This is a genomic window from Bradyrhizobium sp. USDA 3311 (genome assembly GCF_054062495.1).
Map to the genome: position 1 here is coordinate 7,079,397 of NZ_JBSSFI010000001.1, position 15,178 is coordinate 7,094,574.

Annotated in this window: 17 protein-coding genes; 7 read left to right on the forward strand and 10 right to left on the reverse strand. The window is 64.2% G+C overall.

Annotated elements, in window-relative coordinates:
- The first annotated feature begins 44 nt into the window (after positions 1–44).
- From ACVWW6_RS34060 to ACVWW6_RS34085, 6 genes are read left to right on the forward strand one after another with little or no spacing between them, the layout of a single operon-like run.
- Positions 45–803 (forward strand): SDR family oxidoreductase, encoded by a 759-nt coding sequence (locus tag ACVWW6_RS34060; RefSeq protein WP_011086421.1) that lies wholly within the window; start codon positions 45–47, stop codon positions 801–803.
- A 47-nt stretch (positions 804–850) separates the two neighbouring features.
- Positions 851–1,297 (forward strand): acetyl-CoA carboxylase biotin carboxyl carrier protein, encoded by a 447-nt coding sequence (locus tag ACVWW6_RS34065; protein ID WP_028170732.1) that lies wholly within the window; start codon positions 851–853, stop codon positions 1,295–1,297.
- The gene (accC, locus tag ACVWW6_RS34070) at positions 1,297–2,652 is read left to right on the forward strand and encodes an acetyl-CoA carboxylase biotin carboxylase subunit (RefSeq protein ID WP_011086419.1); all 1,356 of its coding nucleotides are present in this window, start codon (positions 1,297–1,299) and stop codon (positions 2,650–2,652) included. The genes ACVWW6_RS34065 and accC overlap by 1 nt, the downstream gene beginning before the upstream one ends.
- A complete protein-coding gene (pxpB, locus tag ACVWW6_RS34075; RefSeq protein WP_011086418.1) occupies positions 2,649–3,311 on the forward strand; it encodes a 5-oxoprolinase subunit PxpB in 663 nt (220 codons plus the stop codon). The genes accC and pxpB (ACVWW6_RS34075) overlap by 4 nt, the downstream gene beginning before the upstream one ends.
- Entirely contained in the window at positions 3,308–4,291 is a 984-nt protein-coding gene (locus ACVWW6_RS34080) for a 5-oxoprolinase subunit C family protein (RefSeq protein WP_011086417.1), read from the forward strand. Before pxpB (ACVWW6_RS34075) ends, ACVWW6_RS34080 begins: the two co-directional genes overlap by 4 nt.
- Complete coding sequence (locus ACVWW6_RS34085) at positions 4,276–4,701, forward strand: acetyl-CoA carboxylase biotin carboxyl carrier protein (RefSeq protein WP_011086416.1); 426 nt, start codon at positions 4,276–4,278, stop codon at positions 4,699–4,701. Before ACVWW6_RS34080 ends, ACVWW6_RS34085 begins: the two co-directional genes overlap by 16 nt.
- Here ACVWW6_RS34085 and ACVWW6_RS34090 read toward each other — a convergent pair.
- From ACVWW6_RS34090 to ACVWW6_RS34130, 9 genes are all read right to left on the reverse strand, one after another.
- A complete protein-coding gene (locus ACVWW6_RS34090; RefSeq protein ID WP_028170730.1) occupies positions 4,694–5,461 on the reverse strand; it encodes a LamB/YcsF family protein in 768 nt (255 codons plus the stop codon). The genes ACVWW6_RS34085 and ACVWW6_RS34090 overlap by 8 nt on opposite strands.
- 35 nt (positions 5,462–5,496) lie before the next feature.
- Positions 5,497–6,474, reverse strand: a complete 978-nt coding sequence (locus ACVWW6_RS34095; protein WP_456682216.1) for a 5-oxoprolinase subunit C family protein — start codon at positions 6,472–6,474, stop codon at positions 5,497–5,499.
- The gene (gene pxpB / locus ACVWW6_RS34100; RefSeq protein ID WP_039185074.1) at positions 6,471–7,166 is read right to left on the reverse strand and encodes a 5-oxoprolinase subunit PxpB; all 696 of its coding nucleotides are present in this window, start codon (positions 7,164–7,166) and stop codon (positions 6,471–6,473) included. The genes ACVWW6_RS34095 and pxpB (ACVWW6_RS34100) overlap by 4 nt, the downstream gene beginning before the upstream one ends.
- A 138-nt stretch (positions 7,167–7,304) precedes the next feature.
- The gene (locus ACVWW6_RS34105; RefSeq protein WP_456682217.1) at positions 7,305–8,399 is read right to left on the reverse strand and encodes an ABC transporter ATP-binding protein; all 1,095 of its coding nucleotides are present in this window, start codon (positions 8,397–8,399) and stop codon (positions 7,305–7,307) included.
- 11 nt (positions 8,400–8,410) lie between these two features.
- Positions 8,411–9,475 carry an extracellular solute-binding protein gene (locus tag ACVWW6_RS34110; protein ID WP_231166689.1) on the reverse strand — a complete coding sequence of 355 codons (1,065 nt, stop codon included), beginning with the start codon at positions 9,473–9,475 and terminating at the stop codon, positions 8,411–8,413.
- A 28-nt stretch (positions 9,476–9,503) separates the two neighbouring features.
- Complete coding sequence (locus ACVWW6_RS34115; RefSeq protein WP_456682218.1) at positions 9,504–10,307, reverse strand: ABC transporter permease; 804 nt, start codon at positions 10,305–10,307, stop codon at positions 9,504–9,506.
- Positions 10,307–11,239 (reverse strand): ABC transporter permease, encoded by a 933-nt coding sequence (locus ACVWW6_RS34120; RefSeq protein ID WP_039184219.1) that lies wholly within the window; start codon positions 11,237–11,239, stop codon positions 10,307–10,309. The genes ACVWW6_RS34115 and ACVWW6_RS34120 overlap by 1 nt, the downstream gene beginning before the upstream one ends.
- 218 nt (positions 11,240–11,457) lie before the next feature.
- The gene (locus tag ACVWW6_RS34125) at positions 11,458–12,660 is read right to left on the reverse strand and encodes a pyridoxal phosphate-dependent aminotransferase (RefSeq protein ID WP_456682219.1); all 1,203 of its coding nucleotides are present in this window, start codon (positions 12,658–12,660) and stop codon (positions 11,458–11,460) included.
- Positions 12,653–13,456 (reverse strand): SDR family oxidoreductase, encoded by an 804-nt coding sequence (locus ACVWW6_RS34130; protein ID WP_404522852.1) that lies wholly within the window; start codon positions 13,454–13,456, stop codon positions 12,653–12,655. The genes ACVWW6_RS34125 and ACVWW6_RS34130 overlap by 8 nt, the downstream gene beginning before the upstream one ends.
- 237 nt (positions 13,457–13,693) lie before the next feature.
- On the opposite strand from ACVWW6_RS34130, the gene ACVWW6_RS34135 reads away from it, so the two are divergent.
- Positions 13,694–14,386: an SDR family NAD(P)-dependent oxidoreductase gene (locus ACVWW6_RS34135; RefSeq protein ID WP_011086406.1), complete on the forward strand. Its 693-nt coding sequence runs from the start codon at positions 13,694–13,696 to the stop codon at positions 14,384–14,386.
- A gap of 77 nt (positions 14,387–14,463) precedes the next feature.
- Here the strand turns inward: ACVWW6_RS34135 and ACVWW6_RS34140 are convergent, their stop codons facing one another.
- Complete coding sequence (locus ACVWW6_RS34140; protein WP_011086405.1) at positions 14,464–15,165, reverse strand: HpcH/HpaI aldolase family protein; 702 nt, start codon at positions 15,163–15,165, stop codon at positions 14,464–14,466.
- Positions 15,166–15,178 lie beyond the last annotated feature (13 nt).

Consider the following 15,178-nt stretch of genomic DNA (forward strand, 5'->3'; position numbering starts at 1 on the left):
CGACGCCACCAGCGGGTTGGACGGTAGCAGAGGAGCCCTCGCGGATGGGATTTTCGGACTATCGGACGGCCCTGGTGACGGGCGCATCCTCCGGAATAGGGGCTGCGACGGTTCGCCGCCTGAGTGCAGAAGGGCTCGAGGTCTACGCTGTGGCCCGCGACGCCGCTCGCCTCAGCGCCTTATCTGCGGAGACCGGTTGCCGCCCCTGCGCCGTGGACATCAGCGACCTCAATGCGCTTGCGGCATTGGCGAAGTCGGCTGAGTTCGACGTCCTGGTCAACAACGCCGGCCAGTCCCGCCGCGGCAATATTCTGGACACGACGGCAGAGGATGTCGACGCCCTCATCGACGTCAATTTGCGCGCGGTCCTGCATCTGACGCGGCTGATCGTGCCGGGCATGGCGCGCCGCGACCGCGGCCATGTCGTCAACATCTCCTCGATCGCAGGTCACTACGCTTTCGGTGGCGGAAACACCGTGTATCACGCCACGAAGGCTGGCATTCACTCGCTGTCGCAGCAACTGCGCGTCGACCTCTACGGGACCAGGGTTCGCGTCACCGAGATATCGCCGGCCCGGGTCGAGACGGAAGTGTTCGGACGGCTGCTGGGTGATCTGGCCGAAGCCAAGCGCCGCTTCTTTGACGATTATGATGCTCTCCAGCCCGAGGACATCGCCAATTCGATCGCGTTCGCGGTTGGGTCCCCGGCACGCATGAATGTTGCCTTCATGGAAGTCCTGCCGACCCAGCAGGTCGTCGGCGGCCTCAATTTTGCACAGAAGAGCCGGCCGCCGGCCGAGTGACGCATGAACGCCCCGAACTCGACAGGCCGTCAACGCGGAGCGTGACCGTGGACCTCTCCAAAATCGAACAACTGGTCGATCTCGTTACGCGTTCCTCCATCGCCGAGCTGGACCTCACGCAGAACGGCACCCGCATCCGCATCCTCAAGCGCGCGCCTGCGGCCCTGGGTCCGCCTGCAAACCGGGCAGCGGTCGAGGCCCCTGCTCTCGATCATCCGGACAGCCCAGCTCCCGAGGCTGCCGCCGACATCGTGGTGCCGGCGCCGATGCATGGCATCTTCTACCGGGCTGCGGCGCCGGACGAGCCGCCGCTGGTCGAGGTCGGCACGCGGATCGAGGCCGGGCAGAAGATCTGCATCATCGAAGCGATGAAGACCTTCATCGACATCGCCGCCGAGGCGCCCGGCGTCGTGCTTGCGATCCTCGCAGAGGATGGTCAGGAGATCGAGGCCGGGCGGGCTCTGTTCCGGATTGGGCCGGCGGGTTCATCCTGATGTTCGACAAGGTCCTGATCGCCAACCGGGGCGAGATCGCGCTTCGCATCCAGCGCGCCTGTCGGGCGATGGGTCTCAAGACGGTCGTCATTCACTCGGAGGCGGATCGCGACGCACGCTATGTCGCACTCGCCGATGAGGCACTCTGCATCGGGCCGGCGCCGGCAAGCAGCACCTATCTCAACGTTGCGGCGATCCTGCTCGCAGTCGAGGTCAGCGGCGCCCAGGCGATCCACCCGGGTTACGGATTCCTCTCGGAGAGTGCGGAGTTCGCCGATCGGGTCGCGCGCGCCGGCCTCGCCTTCATCGGCCCGCCGGCGGATTGTATTCGGACCATGGGCGACAAGGTCGCGGCCAAGCGCGCGATGCGGCTGGCGGGCGTGCCTTGCGTGCCCGGGCCGGACAGCGCCCTGCCGGAGGATCCGTCCGAGGTGCACGCGATCGCGCGGGACATCGGATACCCCGTCATCATCAAGGCCGCCGGAGGCGGCGGCGGACGCGGCATGCGGATCGTGCGCAGCGAAGGCGCGCTGGACGACGCGCTGGCGCTGACCCGCGCGGAAGCCAGCAAGGCCTTCAAGAACGCTGCGGTCTACATCGAGAAATTCCTCGAAAAGCCCCGCCATATCGAGATTCAAGTGTTGTGCGATCAGCATGACAATCATCTCTGGCTCGGCGACCGCGACTGCTCGCTTCAGCGCAGGAACCAGAAGGTGGTCGAGGAAGCCCCCGCGCCCGGCATCGATCGCGCTCTGATCGAGCGGGTGGGCGCAAGCTGCGTCGAAGCCTGCCGGCGGATCGGCTATCGCGGCGCCGGCACATTCGAATTCCTCTACGAGAACGGCCAATTCTTCTTCATCGAAATGAACACGCGCGTCCAGGTGGAGCATCCCGTCACCGAGGCCACGACGGGGATCGACATCGTCAAGGCGCAGATCCGCATCGCGCAAGGCGAGCCGTTGGGCATCGCGCAAGGCGACATCGCACGTGTAGGCCATGCCATTGAATTCCGCATCAATGCCGAAGACCCCACCACCTTCGCTCCCTCGCCCGGCATGGTGACGCGCTGGGATGTTCCCGGCGGCATCGGCATCCGCGTCGATTCGCATATCACCGCCGGCGCCACCGTTCCCCGGCACTATGACTCGCTGATCGGCAAGCTCATCGCTCATGGTGGCAGCCGCGAGGAAGCTATGGCGCGTGCGCGCGTCGCCTTGTCCGAGCTACGCGCCGAAGGCATCCGAACCAATGTGCCGTTGCATCAGGCGATCCTCGCCGATCCCGCGTTTTGCCGTGGCGGCTACGACATCCACCATCTCGAGCACTGGATGAATGCGCGGGCGGCCGCGCCATGACGGCCCCGGACCGACCGCGGATCAGCCTGCTCGGGACATCGGCCCTCCTGTTCGAGGCACCGGGCGCATTCGACCTGCCGCACCAGCGGCGCATCTGGTCGCTGGCGGCCACTGCATCGAAATGGCCAGGGATCCGCGAGGCCATTCCCGGCATCACCAATTTGATGCTGACCTTCGCTACCCCTCCGCGCGAGCTGGACGCCTTGATCGCCGCTCTCAACGACGGTTGGGACGCGGCGGAAGGCCTCACGATCAGCGGGCGCGAGATCAGGTTGCCGGTCACCTATGGCGGCGAGATCGGATCGTCTCTTCAGTCCGTCGCCGATCATTGCGGCCTGTCTGTCGACGACGTGGTCTCGATCCACGCCGCCCCGCTCTACACGGTGTTCGCGCTCGGCAGCCATCCCGGCTATTGCTATCTGGGCGGCATGGATCGACGCATCACCATGCCGCGCCGTCAGACGCCGCTGCAACGCTCCGCGGGCGGCTCGGTCTCGATCGGCGGATCGCAGACCGGTGTCTCCGCCTCCCCCGGGCCGAGCGGCTGGCACGCCATCGGGCATACGAGCTGGACCTTCTTCGATCCGTCCTGGCCGACGCCAGCCGCACTCGCGCCGGGCGATACGATCCGCTTCGAGATCGAACGGGTGATCCGGTGATCGAGATTGTGTCAGTCACGGGGCCCGCCAGCGTCCAGGATCTCGGCCGCTTCGATCAGTATCGCTTTGGGGTCGGCACGTCGGGTGCGATGGACGATGTCGCCCTGCGGGCCGGCAACATCCTTCTCGGCAACGACGAGAACTCCGCCGGCATCGAAATCCCGATGCTGCCGTTCAAGCTTCGTTTCGGCCGGGACATGGCCTTTGCGCTCACGGGCGCCGATGTCGAGGCGGAGATCGCCGGACGCGTGATCCCGCCATGGTGGCGGTCGCACGCCCGTACCGGCGATATCCTGACCGTCAAGGCAATGCCCCGCGGTGCGCGAAGCTATCTGACATTCGGCGGCGGCATCGACGTGCCCATGGTGCTGGGCTCACGCAGCACGCAGTTTCGCGGCGAGTTCGGCGGCTGGCACGGACGGCCGCTCCAGGCCGGCGACATCCTGTCCTGTACGGCATCCACCGCTACGATCGGTGAGCTCGGGGTCGAGCCCGCCGAGATCACGCTGGTGCGGCCGAACGCTACGCCGGACGAGACCGTCGTCAGGGTCGTGATTGCCGGCGAATATGACGGGTTCGACGCCACCACGCAGGCGCTGTTCTGGTCCAGCAGCTGGAAGATCACGCCGCAGAGCAACCGTTACGGCTACCGCCTGCAAGGCCCCACCGTGAAGCCGGAGGTGCCGATCGAGAAGCGCTCGCACGGCATCGTCCCTGGCGTCATCCAGATTCCACCGAACGGACAGCCGATCATCCAGATGCGCGACGCGCAGACGTCTGGCGGCTACCCGAAGATCGCAACCGTGATCCGGGCCGACTTGTGGCGTGTCGGGCAGGCGCGGCTCGGCGGCAAGCTGCGGTTCGAACAAACGGCTTACACCGATGCGCTGGCAGCCGAGGCCGAGATGTCGGCCTATCTCGATCGGCTCAGGACCAATGTTCACCTTGTCGAGGAGACCAGAACATGCCGATCGAGCTGACTGACATCGCGCGTCTGGCGCAAATCCTCGAAAAATCCGGCGTCGACACCATCGAAATCGAGGAGCCCGGCCAGTCCCTGAAGCTGGTCGTCGACACGGGTCCGCGGATGGCCGCGTCACCGACGCTTGCTGCCCCCGCTGCAGACCATTCCGTCATCGCCAAAGCCGACGTCGCAGGGCATTTCCTTGCGGCTCATCCCTGGCGGGACAAGCCGTTCGTCGCACAGGGTCAACGCATCGAGGCCGGCGCGGTCGTCGGCCTCGTCAAGATCGGGCTCTTGTATGCGCCCATCGTGGCACCGGCCGCCGGCACCGTCGATGCCGTGATCGCGGAGCCTGGCGCAACGGTCGGCTACGGCACGCCGATTGTGCGCATCCGCCCGCTGGCCGGGAGCAGCCCTATCAATTGAGCAGGACAGTTGCGGGCGTGACTTCGCCGCCGCCCTGCTCGATCACGCGGCGCACCGTGCCGGCGAGGTTGACCGATCCGGGCGTGTCGCTGTGGATCAGGATCGAGCGCGCCTCGACCTTGATCGACTTGCCTTCGATGGTCTGCACCGTCCCGCTGTCCAGGAACCGCTTGACCCGCTCCGCCACGGCTTCAGTCGAGGTGACGACCGAGTTGGGAAGCTTGCGGGACACCAGATGGCCGTTCTCGTCATATGCGCGATCAGCCAGGAACAGAGTCAGGATGCGCAGGCCTACCTTGCGCGCGGCGCGCACGATCTCGGCATCAGGCTGCGAGAACACGATGAAATCGCGATTGATGGTCGCGATCGCGCGGGCGACGACATCAGCCATATCGGGGTCCGCATTGACCATGTTGCCCATCGCAGCATGGAAGCTGACATGGGTCACGCGGTGGCCGGCATTGGCCGCGATCGCCTGCAACGCACCGATCTGATAGACCATGTGCTTCTCGAGCTCGGCGGCGTCCATCTGAATCACGCGGCGGCCAAATCCGAGAAGGTCGGGCAGGCCCGGATGGGCGCCGACCTCGACCCCCTTCTGCTTCGCCAGGCGAACCATGCGATCCATGATGATGGGATCGCCGGCGTGGAAACCGCACGCCACGTTGGCCGATGAGACGATGCTCATCAGCGCCTCGTCGTCGCAGATGCGATAATTGCCGAATCCTTCACCCATGTCCGAATTGATGCCGATTTTCATGTTCGTACCCTGCTCTTGTTATTGTTGACGTCCACTCAAAGCTCTCGATAGAGATCCGCGGTCGCACGCAACTTCGCGAGGTAGTCGTTGACCGGAGCCATGGCCGCGACCGCGTCCTGGTAGCTCACCTCGCTGAAGGCAATGAACGATCCCGGCGCCGCCTGGCCGAGGCGCCAGAGATCGGCCTGGATCACGGCCGCCATCTTCGGATAGCCACCGGCCGTATTGGCGTCGCTCATCTGGATGATCGGCTCGCCGGCCGGCGGCACCTGCACGACGCCAGCCACCACGCCGTGCGAGCGCATCTCGACCGGCGCATCCAATGTCAGCTTGCCGCCGGTGAGACGGTAGCCGCCCCGGTCGCTCTGGCCGCTGATCTTCCATCGCGTCGACCAGAACGTCGCCCGCATCTCCTCCGAGAACAGGTCGAACTCGCCGGCCCGCATGACGCGTAACCGCAGCCCACGGTCATCCGCCGGAGCGGCGCCTGGAATCGCGACATCCGGCGGCGCCACACCGAAGTCGAAGCGGCCCACGCTGCCGCGCGACGAACTCCCGATCGGCACGACGTCGCCCGCCTGCAAGGTACGGCCCTCGAGCCCGCCGAAGCCGCCGCGCAGATGAGTGCTACGCGAGCCCAGCACGCGCGGAACATCGATGCCGCCGCCGAACGTCGTGTAGACCCGCGCGCCACGTCGCGGCGCGGTGATCGCGAGAACGTCGCCCGCCCTTGCCTGCGTGCACCACCACGGCCGGACGGTTGATCCCGCCAGCGTCGAGTCGTGATCGGCGCCAGTGAGCGCAAACGTAGTATCTGTCTGGAAGCGCAGGCGGAACGGAAAGGTCTGAATCTCGATGCCGGCCGCACCATCTTCATTGCCGAGCAGCGCATTGCCGGCGGCGAGCGCGACGGGATCCATGGCGCCGGACGTGCTCACGCCGAAACGACGCGCGCCGTGGCGGCCAATATCCTGGATGGTGTTAAAGGCGGGGCTGGTCAATATCTCGATCACAGCTCGACTCGATCGATTATGAATCTGACGCGATCGCCCGGAAGCATCAGGGACGGTTGCTCACTCTGTGGATCGAACATGGTGACCGATGCCCATCCGATCGCGTTCCATCCATTCGGACTTGTCAGCACCGCGACGCCCGTCTGCATCCCGCCGATCGTCACCGAGCCCGCCCGCATGTTGAGCGACGGCACGGATTTGCGCGGCATGTGAATGCGCGGATCGAGACCGTGGAGATATCCGAAACCCGGCGAACTCGCGACGGCGCACACGGTGTATTCGCCTTCGCTGTGAATCCTGATGACGTCACGCTCGGACAATCCGGCGCGTCTCGCAACCGCCGGCAGGTCGAAGCCGAGCTCCCCGCCGTAGATCACGGGAATTTCGATGAGCTGGCCGTCGGCCTTTCGGCTCGGCACGCGATGCCACAGTTCGACGATCGAGGCGCCGAGCATGCCGATATCCGCCGGCGGCTGCTCGAATACGAGCATCACATTGGTGACGCCGATGACGGCCTCCTGGACGTTGGGCCAGGTAGAAACCGCATCCGCAAGGGCCCAGATGCGGCCCTGCTGGACCAGGTCGAAGTCACCCGGTGCCTCAACCAGCATTGCAAGTGTGCCGATCAGGCTGATCTTCGGACTTTTCTCGATCGTGCCGACAAAAGGGGCGTTGGGCTGATTAATCGACAAAAGGGCCTCGCTGATCGAACGCACGTGGCGCTGCCACCCCTAGATCTAGCCAAGCGGCGCAAGCCGATCCAAGACGATGTTCGTCTGCGGGTATAAGGGATGTCGATTGCCCGCGAGACGTCGCGTTCGTTCCGAGCTTCAGTGACGGGCAATGACGTGATTGCTCGGGGACTCCCATCGCGCGACAACCTCCTCGCCCACGGCGTATCGAAGTCCCGCTTGCTGCGATTGATTCTGCTCGAACACGATGATCTGGCCGCCGCTCGGCGTCTTGAGGTAGTAGTGACTGACAAACCCGCGATAAATGGCCTGGTCGACACGCGCCGTCACGCTATTGGCGCGTTGCGCCGTCGGGCTCTGGCCAACGCGCTCGACCACGATTGCCTCGGGCCTGATCGAGACCATCACGTCGCTTGCCGATTGCGGAATCTGGTCGACCTGGAGGCTCAATTCGGGCGAGACACGAATGACCGCTCCGCTTCCGTTTCGCTGCTCGATGAGACCCTCAAACAGATTTGACGCGCCGATGAACTGCGCGACGAATTTCGAGGCCGGACGCTGGTAGATTTCGGTCGCCGAGCCGACCTGCTCGAGCTTGCCATCGCGCATCACCACGATCTTGTCGGCCATCGTCAGGGCTTCGTCCTGGTCGTGGGTCACCATGATGGTGGTCAACCCGAGCCTGCGCTGAAGGGCACGCAGCTCGACCTGCATGCTTTCGCGAAGTCCCTTGTCGAGCGCCCCGAGCGGCTCGTCCAGCAGCAGCATCGCCGGCTCGATCACCAGGGCGCGCCCCAGTGCGACGCGCTGCTGCTGACCACCGGAGAGCTGCGCCGGATAGCGCTTCCCGAAGCTCGACAGCTGGACCAGATTGAGGGCTTCGCCCACCTTCCTTGCGGCAGCGGCCTTGGATATCCCGCGCATCTCGAGACCGAATGCGATGTTCTCCTCGACGGTCAGGTGAGGAAACAGCGCGTAGTTCTGGAACAACATCCCGACGTTGCGGCGGTGCACCGGAACGTCCGTCATCTTCTTGTCGTTCACGAAGACGTCGCCGGATGTCGGACGGATCAGCCCCGCGATCATGCGCAGGCAGGTCGTCTTGCCGCATCCGCTCGGACCGAGCAGCGCAACCATGTGGCCCGGCTCGATCGTGAGCGAGACATCGTCGACCGCGACGGTGCGGTTGTATTCCTTGCTGAGGCGGTCAAGCCTGACTTCGGAAGACCTCATGGCACCCTGCCTTAGCTCGTGAACACCTGATTGTAGCGTTCGAGCCACGGACCGCGGCGCGGAACGATGAACTTCCAGTCCGGCGTGAACAGCCCGAGATCGGTTGCCTTGGTGTCGGGATAGGCAAGGAACTTGGCCGTCTCCGGCTTGAAGTCGATACCGCCCACCGAGGGCGCGCTGAGAGTCTGCTCGGACAGCATCTTGGCGACCGAGGGCTCCAGAATGCGGTTGATCAGGGCACAGGCGAGCTCCGGCTCAGGCGCATTCTTGACCAGCGTCATACTGTTGATGCCGGTGAACGCGCCTTCCTTGGGGAAGGTCATGTCGATCGGCATGCCCTTCGCCGTGTGCGGATAGATCGCCTTCGAATATTCGATGCCGCCGATGGTCGCCTGCCCCTGCGCCACCTGAAGCACCTGCGCCTCGCTGTCGTAGATCGTCAGGACGTTGGGCTTGAGCATTGCGAGCTTGTCCCAGCCGCTATCGACCAGGTATTGCGCCTCCTTCAGCGGCTTGCCCGTCGTGAGCGCCGTCGCCACGATGAGCATCAGCACGCTCTGGGTGTTCTTGGGCGTATTCAGCAGGATCTGCTTGCGATACTTGGCGTCGAAGATCTGCTCGTAGCTCTCGAGCGGCTTCGTCACCTGCGGATTGATGAACATGGCCGCGCTCGAAATCGAGAAGCCGACGCCATAATCCTCCTCGAACAGATAGCGCGGATAGACCTTCGCAAGATTGGGAATCTTGCTCGCGTCGAGCTTGTCGATCAGCCCTTCCTGCTTGGCCTGGGGAATGCCGACGTCGTCCATCATCATCATGCTGAAGCGCGGCGTGTCGCGGGTCGCGCGAAGAGCGGCGATGTTGGAGAGCGTCGCACCTTCGATCGTGAAGACGCGGCACTTGAACTCGGCCTCGAACTTGGGAATGACCTCTTTCTGGATAAGCTTGCCGAGCGCCGAATTGTAGACGCCGACATGCAGTTGCTTGGCATCCTGCGCCGACGCCCGGCTGATGATCGTCGGGAAGGCGATCGCAGATGCACCGGCTTTAATGAGAGTCCTACGTGTCAGCTTCATGGGTCCAATCTCCATCTACCAATGCACATCAGGCGGCCAGCGCGCGGCGAAGGCCAACCAGCTTTTCAAGCAGCAGGACACCGACCATCGCCATGAGGATGATGATCGTCGACATTGCAGGCACGGAAGGGTCAAAGACGTTGACCAGTTGCCGCATCAGAACGAGCGGTACGGGCGAGTATTCGGAGTTCGCCAGCCACATCGTGACCGGGTAATTGTCGAAGGACACCATGAAGGCGAACAGCCCGCCGGCGGCGACGCCGGAGGCGATCTGCGGCAGCGTCACCCGCCAGAAGGTCGTCAGCCGGTTTGCGCCGAGGGTGCGCGCGGCATCCTCCAGGTTCTCATCCACCAGCTGAAGGCTGGTGACGACGGTGCGGATGACATAGGGCGACGTCACGACCACGTGCCCAATCAGGAGATTGAGCCGCGCATCCTGCGAGCCAAGCTTGGTCAGGACCTGAAGCAGCGCCAGGCCCGTGACCAGCGCCGGGAAAATCAGCGGCGACAGCAAGAACCCCTTGATCGCCGCCAGGCCGAAGAACCTGCCCCGCACCAGCGCAAAGGCCGCGGGCACGCCGAACAGGAGCGAGCCCGCCGTCGTGCCGAGCGCGAGCAGAATGCTCAGCCTCATCGCCTCGAGGAAGTCTCGGTCCTGGAGAACCTTGGCGTACCATTTCAGCGTGAAGCCTTGCGGGGGGAAGGTCACGAAATAGGAATCGGAGACCGACACCGCCATGACGAGGAGCAGCGGGGCCAGGATGAACAGCATCATGCCAGCGGTGATGGTGTAGAGGATGAAGGCGCCGTAGCCTGAAAACCGCTCGTCCATCAGTCGGGTCTCCTGAGACGCCGGCCTTCCAGAAGCCACATCGAGACGCCGTTCACCGCGAGGACGAGGCCGACGAGAACGACGGCGATCGCGGCGCCGAACGGCCAGTCGTAGACGACGAAGATCTGCTGCTCGATCAGGTTGCCGAGCATGACCGCCGAGGCGCCGCCCAGGATCGCGGGAATGACGAAGGAGCCGGCCGTGAGCGAGAATACGAGGGTAAAGCCCGCCACGAAGCCGGGCATGCTCAGCGGCAACGTCACCCGGAGGAACACCCTCCACCATGGAGCGCCAAGCATGCGGGCGGCATCTTCGAGATTGGGATCGATCTTGCCGAGCGCCGACGCCAATGGCAGCACCATCATCGGGAAGAACACGTGCAGCGATCCGATGACGACGGCCACTTCGGTGTAGAGAACCGATATCGGTGCGTCGACGACGTGCAGCGTCATCAAGATCCAGTTCAACATCCCTTTCGGGCCGTTCTGGAGCACCAGCTGCCAGCCGTATCCACGAACGACGACGCTGACGATCAAGGGCGCAATGACGATCAGCGTGATGATCCGCGTGACCATCGGACGGCTCTTGACCATCACCAGCGCAACCGGATAGGCGAGCACGGTCGCGAGCGCCGAGGTGATGATGCTGATCCGCAGCGTTGTCCAAAGCACGCGCGCATAGAGCTCGACGTTGATCAGACGCGCGTAGTGCGCGAGCGTGAACGGGCGCCCGATGATGCCGCGGCTGTCCTGCGTCTGGATGCTCGAGAGCAGCAGCCCCAGCGCCGGATAGAAGAAGAAGTATGTGAGAAATGCCAGCATCGGGACGGCAAGGAGCCCGACCGGCAAAGCCAGGCGCCACCGCGGTCGCCGCCGGGCTGCCGGAGGAGCTTCAACGCTCAAAATCGCCACCGCATCGTCGCTGGTGGTCATCGCTGGCCGTCCTCGACTGCGCGATACCAAGGCAATACCCCTCTTTGCACAAAGCTTATGCGTCGGCACCCTACAGGACCAAGAACATCTTCGTTTAGGGGCATCAGGAAGGATTATGACAATTGGTTCGGCATACTGCTCCGATCTTGGTCGACGAATGCCGCTGGCTGCATCTTTGGTTCTCCGCCGAGGGCCAAGCCCCCTGACATATCGACGCGTCAGCGCAGGCTTTCGCAGAAGTTCGCGATACGCCGGCAGCCTTCCTTGAGCGATTCGGTATCGGTCGCGTAGGAGATCCGGAAGTACGGGCTCATGCCGTAGGCGCCGCCCGGTACGGCCGCGACATGCTGCTCTTCCAGCAGAGCCGAAATGAAGTCGGCATCGGTGTCCAGCCGGCGCCCGCCCTTTGTGGTCTTGCCGATGCAACCGGCGATATTCGGGAACACGTAGAAGGCCCCTTCCGGCTTGTGGCAGGTGATGCCGGGGATCTGATTGAGCAGCTTGACCACCAGATCGCGCCGGTCGCGATAGATGTCCGCACGCTCCTTCAGGAACTCCTGCGGCCCATCCAGGACCGCAACCGCCGCCGCCTGGCTCAGGGTGCAGATTCCACCGGTCGCCTGACCGTGGACATTGTTCATCGCAGCGATCAGGTCCTTGGGGCCGCCGCAATAGCCGACCCGCCAGCCAGTCATGGCGTAGGCCTTTGACGCGCCGTTCACGGTCACGACACGGTTCTTCAGTCTCGGTTCAACCTCCGCGATGGTGCAGAATTCGAAACCATCATAAGTGAGGTGCTCGTAGATATCGTCGGTGAGAATCCAGACGTCGGGATACTTCAGCATGACGTCGGCGATCGCGCGCATCTCGTCGCGCGTGCACGCCGCGCCGGTCGGATTGTTGGGAAAGTTCAGGATCAGCCACTTCGTCCGCGGCGTGATCGCCGCATCCAGGTCCGTCGGGCGGAGCTTGAACTGGTTGTTCTCCGGGCACGGCACGGCGACGGGCGTCGCCTCTGCAAGGAGAACGATGTCCGCATAGGTGATCCAGCCGGGCGCGGGAATGACGACCTCGTCGCCGGGATTACAGGTGGCGAACAGCGCGTTGAAGATAATCTGCTTGCCGCCGTTGGCGATCAGGATCTCGTCGAGGGCGTAGTCGAGATTGTTCTCGCGCTTGAACTTGCGCTGGACCGCGGTCCGCAACGCGACAGTCCCCGGCTGCGCCGGGTACTTGGTATCGCCGGCCAGGGCGGCCCGATGTGCGGCCTCGATCGCATGCGGCAGCGTCGGAAAATCGGGCTCGCCGGACGACAAGCCGACGATCTTGACACCCGCGTCGCGGAGCTCGCGCGCCTTGTCCGTCATCGCCGCCGAGGCCGACACCTTCACAGTCTTGAGGCGGTTTGCGAGTTCAGGCATTGTCAGCTCCACTTCTCATTTCTTTCAAACGCGCGGCCTCGGATCGGCTCGCAAATCGCAATTCGCCAACGACCTGGAACGTGGGTACGACCTCGATCATCGCGACGTTCATCCGCGCCGGCGATCCCACCGCGAACGCAATGGCGTCGGCGATGTCTTCGGACTGGAGCGTCTCGAAGCCGCCGACGAACCGGGCATCCGGATTGTCGGTGGTGTTCTGGTTCTGGAAGATGCTCGTCGCCACGCGCCCGGGCGAGACTTCGGTGACGCGAACGCCGGTGCCGTAGAGGTCGACGCGCAATTGCTGCGAGAGCGAATGAATGCCCGCCTTCGTCGCGTGATAGGCCACGGATGAGTTGAAGGTCGTGGCGTTTTCGCCGAAGGCGTAATGGCCCGCGATCGAGGAGACGTTGACCACGTGGCCACGGTTGCGCCTCGCCATGCCAGGTGCGATCAATCGCGTCAGGTGCAGGACCGCGCGCAGATTGACGTCGACCAGCGTGTCGACATCATCCGATGCCATCTCCAGGATATTGCCGCGCCGCGACTGGCCGGCATTGTTGACGAGAACATCGAATTCGGCCGAACCGGCAAGGCGCATCAAGGCGTCGTGGTCGTTCACGTCGACTGCACCGGCGCGGCATCCGGTCTCGGCCGACAGGCTGGCTAGCCGGCGAACATCCCGCGCCAGCGCGTGGACCTCGAGCCCCTCGGCACGGAGGCGACGAACCGTCGCAGCCCCGATTCCCGAGGACGCGCCCGTCACCAACGCCGTTCGGTAGTCCGAAAATCCCATCCGCAGGGCTCTCTTGCAGTCAGGCCGAGCGGCGGGAAGTTACGTGCGGAGATCGACGCAGGCATACAGCGGATTTGTTCTGCCCTCATAAGGACATCCAATATCCCGGCCTTAACTCGTCGGGTGCACGAGCCATAAGCCCACCCGATGCAGGCAGAGTGAATTTCTCTTACTCGTCCTCGCGCGTATCGCCCTACATTTTGCAACGCTATTCTCACCCCCGGGAAACGGACCAGAATGTTGGAAGTCGGCAATCGGATCGTCATGGTCTCCGGAGCTTCGCGCGGCATTGGGCGTGCGGTCGTCGACCGGCTACTGGCGTCGGGCTTCCGCGTATCGGCGGGGCTTCGCGATCCGAGCCGCCTCGCCGAGAGCGAGAGGCTCATGACGTACCGCTATGATGCCGAAGACGCCAGGAGCCCGATCTCCTGGGTCAACGCGACAGTCGCACGGTGGGGCGGGATCGACGCCATCGTCAACGCGGCCGGCATCAATCCGAAGGTCCGGGTCTCCGACGAGGGCGAGAACGAGCTCGATGAGATGTGGCGCGTGAACGTCAAGGGGCCCCTGCGCCTCGTCAGGGCGACCCTGCCCCATCTGGCCGTGTGCGGACATGGCCGGGTCATCAATCTGGGGTCCCTCGCCGGCAAGCGCGTGGGAAGCAATGTCGGCTATGCCATGACCAAGTTCGCTGTCGTTGCGCTCACCCACGGCATTCGCCGGGAGGGACGTGCGGCCGGCATCCGGGCGACGGTGATCTGCCCGGGCTATGTTGCCACCGACATGACGCTGAACGACGACGAGATTCCCCGCCACGAGATGAGCCAGCCGGGCGACATCGCCCGCCTGGTGGAAACCGCACTCATGCTGCCGAACAACGCGTCGGTCTCCGAGATGCTCGTGCACTGCCAGTTCGAACCGATGCTTTAAAACCCGGGCGCGACGATGACATTCGCAGCGGGTGAGCAAATCGCCGGCAACCCGGACAAGTCCGGCCCCGGGGCCTATCACCGCCCAAGCAATGTCTTGATGCCGGCCAAACCGATCCGCAGGAAGGGGTCTGAATGGATGTAGAAATATTTGACGCCCCGGTCGCGCCAGAACGGTAGTTCGTCAGACGTCACAAGTGTCCCGGCGATCTTGCCGGCGGCGCGGATCTTCCTGACCGCAAGATCGACCCGCTCGACGACGGCTTGGGGTCTCGGCTCTCCGAAGGGCGGAGCCGGCGGATAACCCATGTTCTGGGACAGGTCGCCAGGCCCGATGAAGAAAACATCAATGCCTTCCACCGCGAGCAAGGAATCGATGTCGTCAATCGCCCTCGGCGTTTCGATCATTGCAACGATCAACCGCTTTTCGTGGTCGGCAGGGCACGCGTAGCGCACGGCGTCGACGATCGCACGCGCCTGGTCGGCAGTATCGACCATTGGCACCATCAGGCCGTCGGCGCCGGCATTGAGATAACGGATCAGAACCGGCCGTTCATGCGAGTGCGGACGGACGATGGCGGCGCCGCCCGCGCCGCGAATGGCCTGGGCCGTCACACGCACGTCCTCAAAGCTCCAGGTCCCGTGCTCGCAATCGACGAAGATTGCATCGGCACCGAGTTCGACCAGACGGACGGCCAGGCCCGACGAAGCGTGATGCGGTGTAAGCATCGTGACCGCCTCGCCCTTGGCAAGGCGCTCGCGCAGTTTGGCTCCATTCATGGGAGATCCTTCT

Excerpts from the sequence above, each read along its gene's own strand:
- pxpB (WP_011086418.1), top strand. The coding sequence starts at position 2,649 with ATGACGGCCCCGGACCGACCGCGGATCAGCCTGCTCGGGACATCGGCC.
- ACVWW6_RS34085 (WP_011086416.1), top strand. The coding sequence starts at position 4,276 with ATGCCGATCGAGCTGACTGACATCGCGCGTCTGGCGCAAATCCTCGAA.
- ACVWW6_RS34115 (WP_456682218.1), bottom strand. The coding sequence starts at position 10,307 with ATGGACGAGCGGTTTTCAGGCTACGGCGCCTTCATCCTCTACACCATC.
- ACVWW6_RS34130 (WP_404522852.1), bottom strand. The coding sequence starts at position 13,456 with ATGGGATTTTCGGACTACCGAACGGCGTTGGTGACGGGCGCGTCCTCG.
- ACVWW6_RS34135 (WP_011086406.1), top strand. The coding sequence starts at position 13,694 with ATGTTGGAAGTCGGCAATCGGATCGTCATGGTCTCCGGAGCTTCGCGC.
- ACVWW6_RS34125 (WP_456682219.1), bottom strand. The coding sequence starts at position 12,660 with ATGCCTGAACTCGCAAACCGCCTCAAGACTGTGAAGGTGTCGGCCTCG.
- ACVWW6_RS34105 (WP_456682217.1), bottom strand. The coding sequence starts at position 8,399 with ATGAGGTCTTCCGAAGTCAGGCTTGACCGCCTCAGCAAGGAATACAAC.
- ACVWW6_RS34140 (WP_011086405.1), bottom strand. The coding sequence starts at position 15,165 with ATGAATGGAGCCAAACTGCGCGAGCGCCTTGCCAAGGGCGAGGCGGTC.
- ACVWW6_RS34110 (WP_231166689.1), bottom strand. The coding sequence starts at position 9,475 with ATGAAGCTGACACGTAGGACTCTCATTAAAGCCGGTGCATCTGCGATC.
- accC (WP_011086419.1), top strand. The coding sequence starts at position 1,297 with ATGTTCGACAAGGTCCTGATCGCCAACCGGGGCGAGATCGCGCTTCGC.
- ACVWW6_RS34060 (WP_011086421.1), top strand. The coding sequence starts at position 45 with ATGGGATTTTCGGACTATCGGACGGCCCTGGTGACGGGCGCATCCTCC.
- ACVWW6_RS34090 (WP_028170730.1), bottom strand. The coding sequence starts at position 5,461 with ATGAAAATCGGCATCAATTCGGACATGGGTGAAGGATTCGGCAATTAT.
- ACVWW6_RS34120 (WP_039184219.1), bottom strand. The coding sequence starts at position 11,239 with ATGACCACCAGCGACGATGCGGTGGCGATTTTGAGCGTTGAAGCTCCT.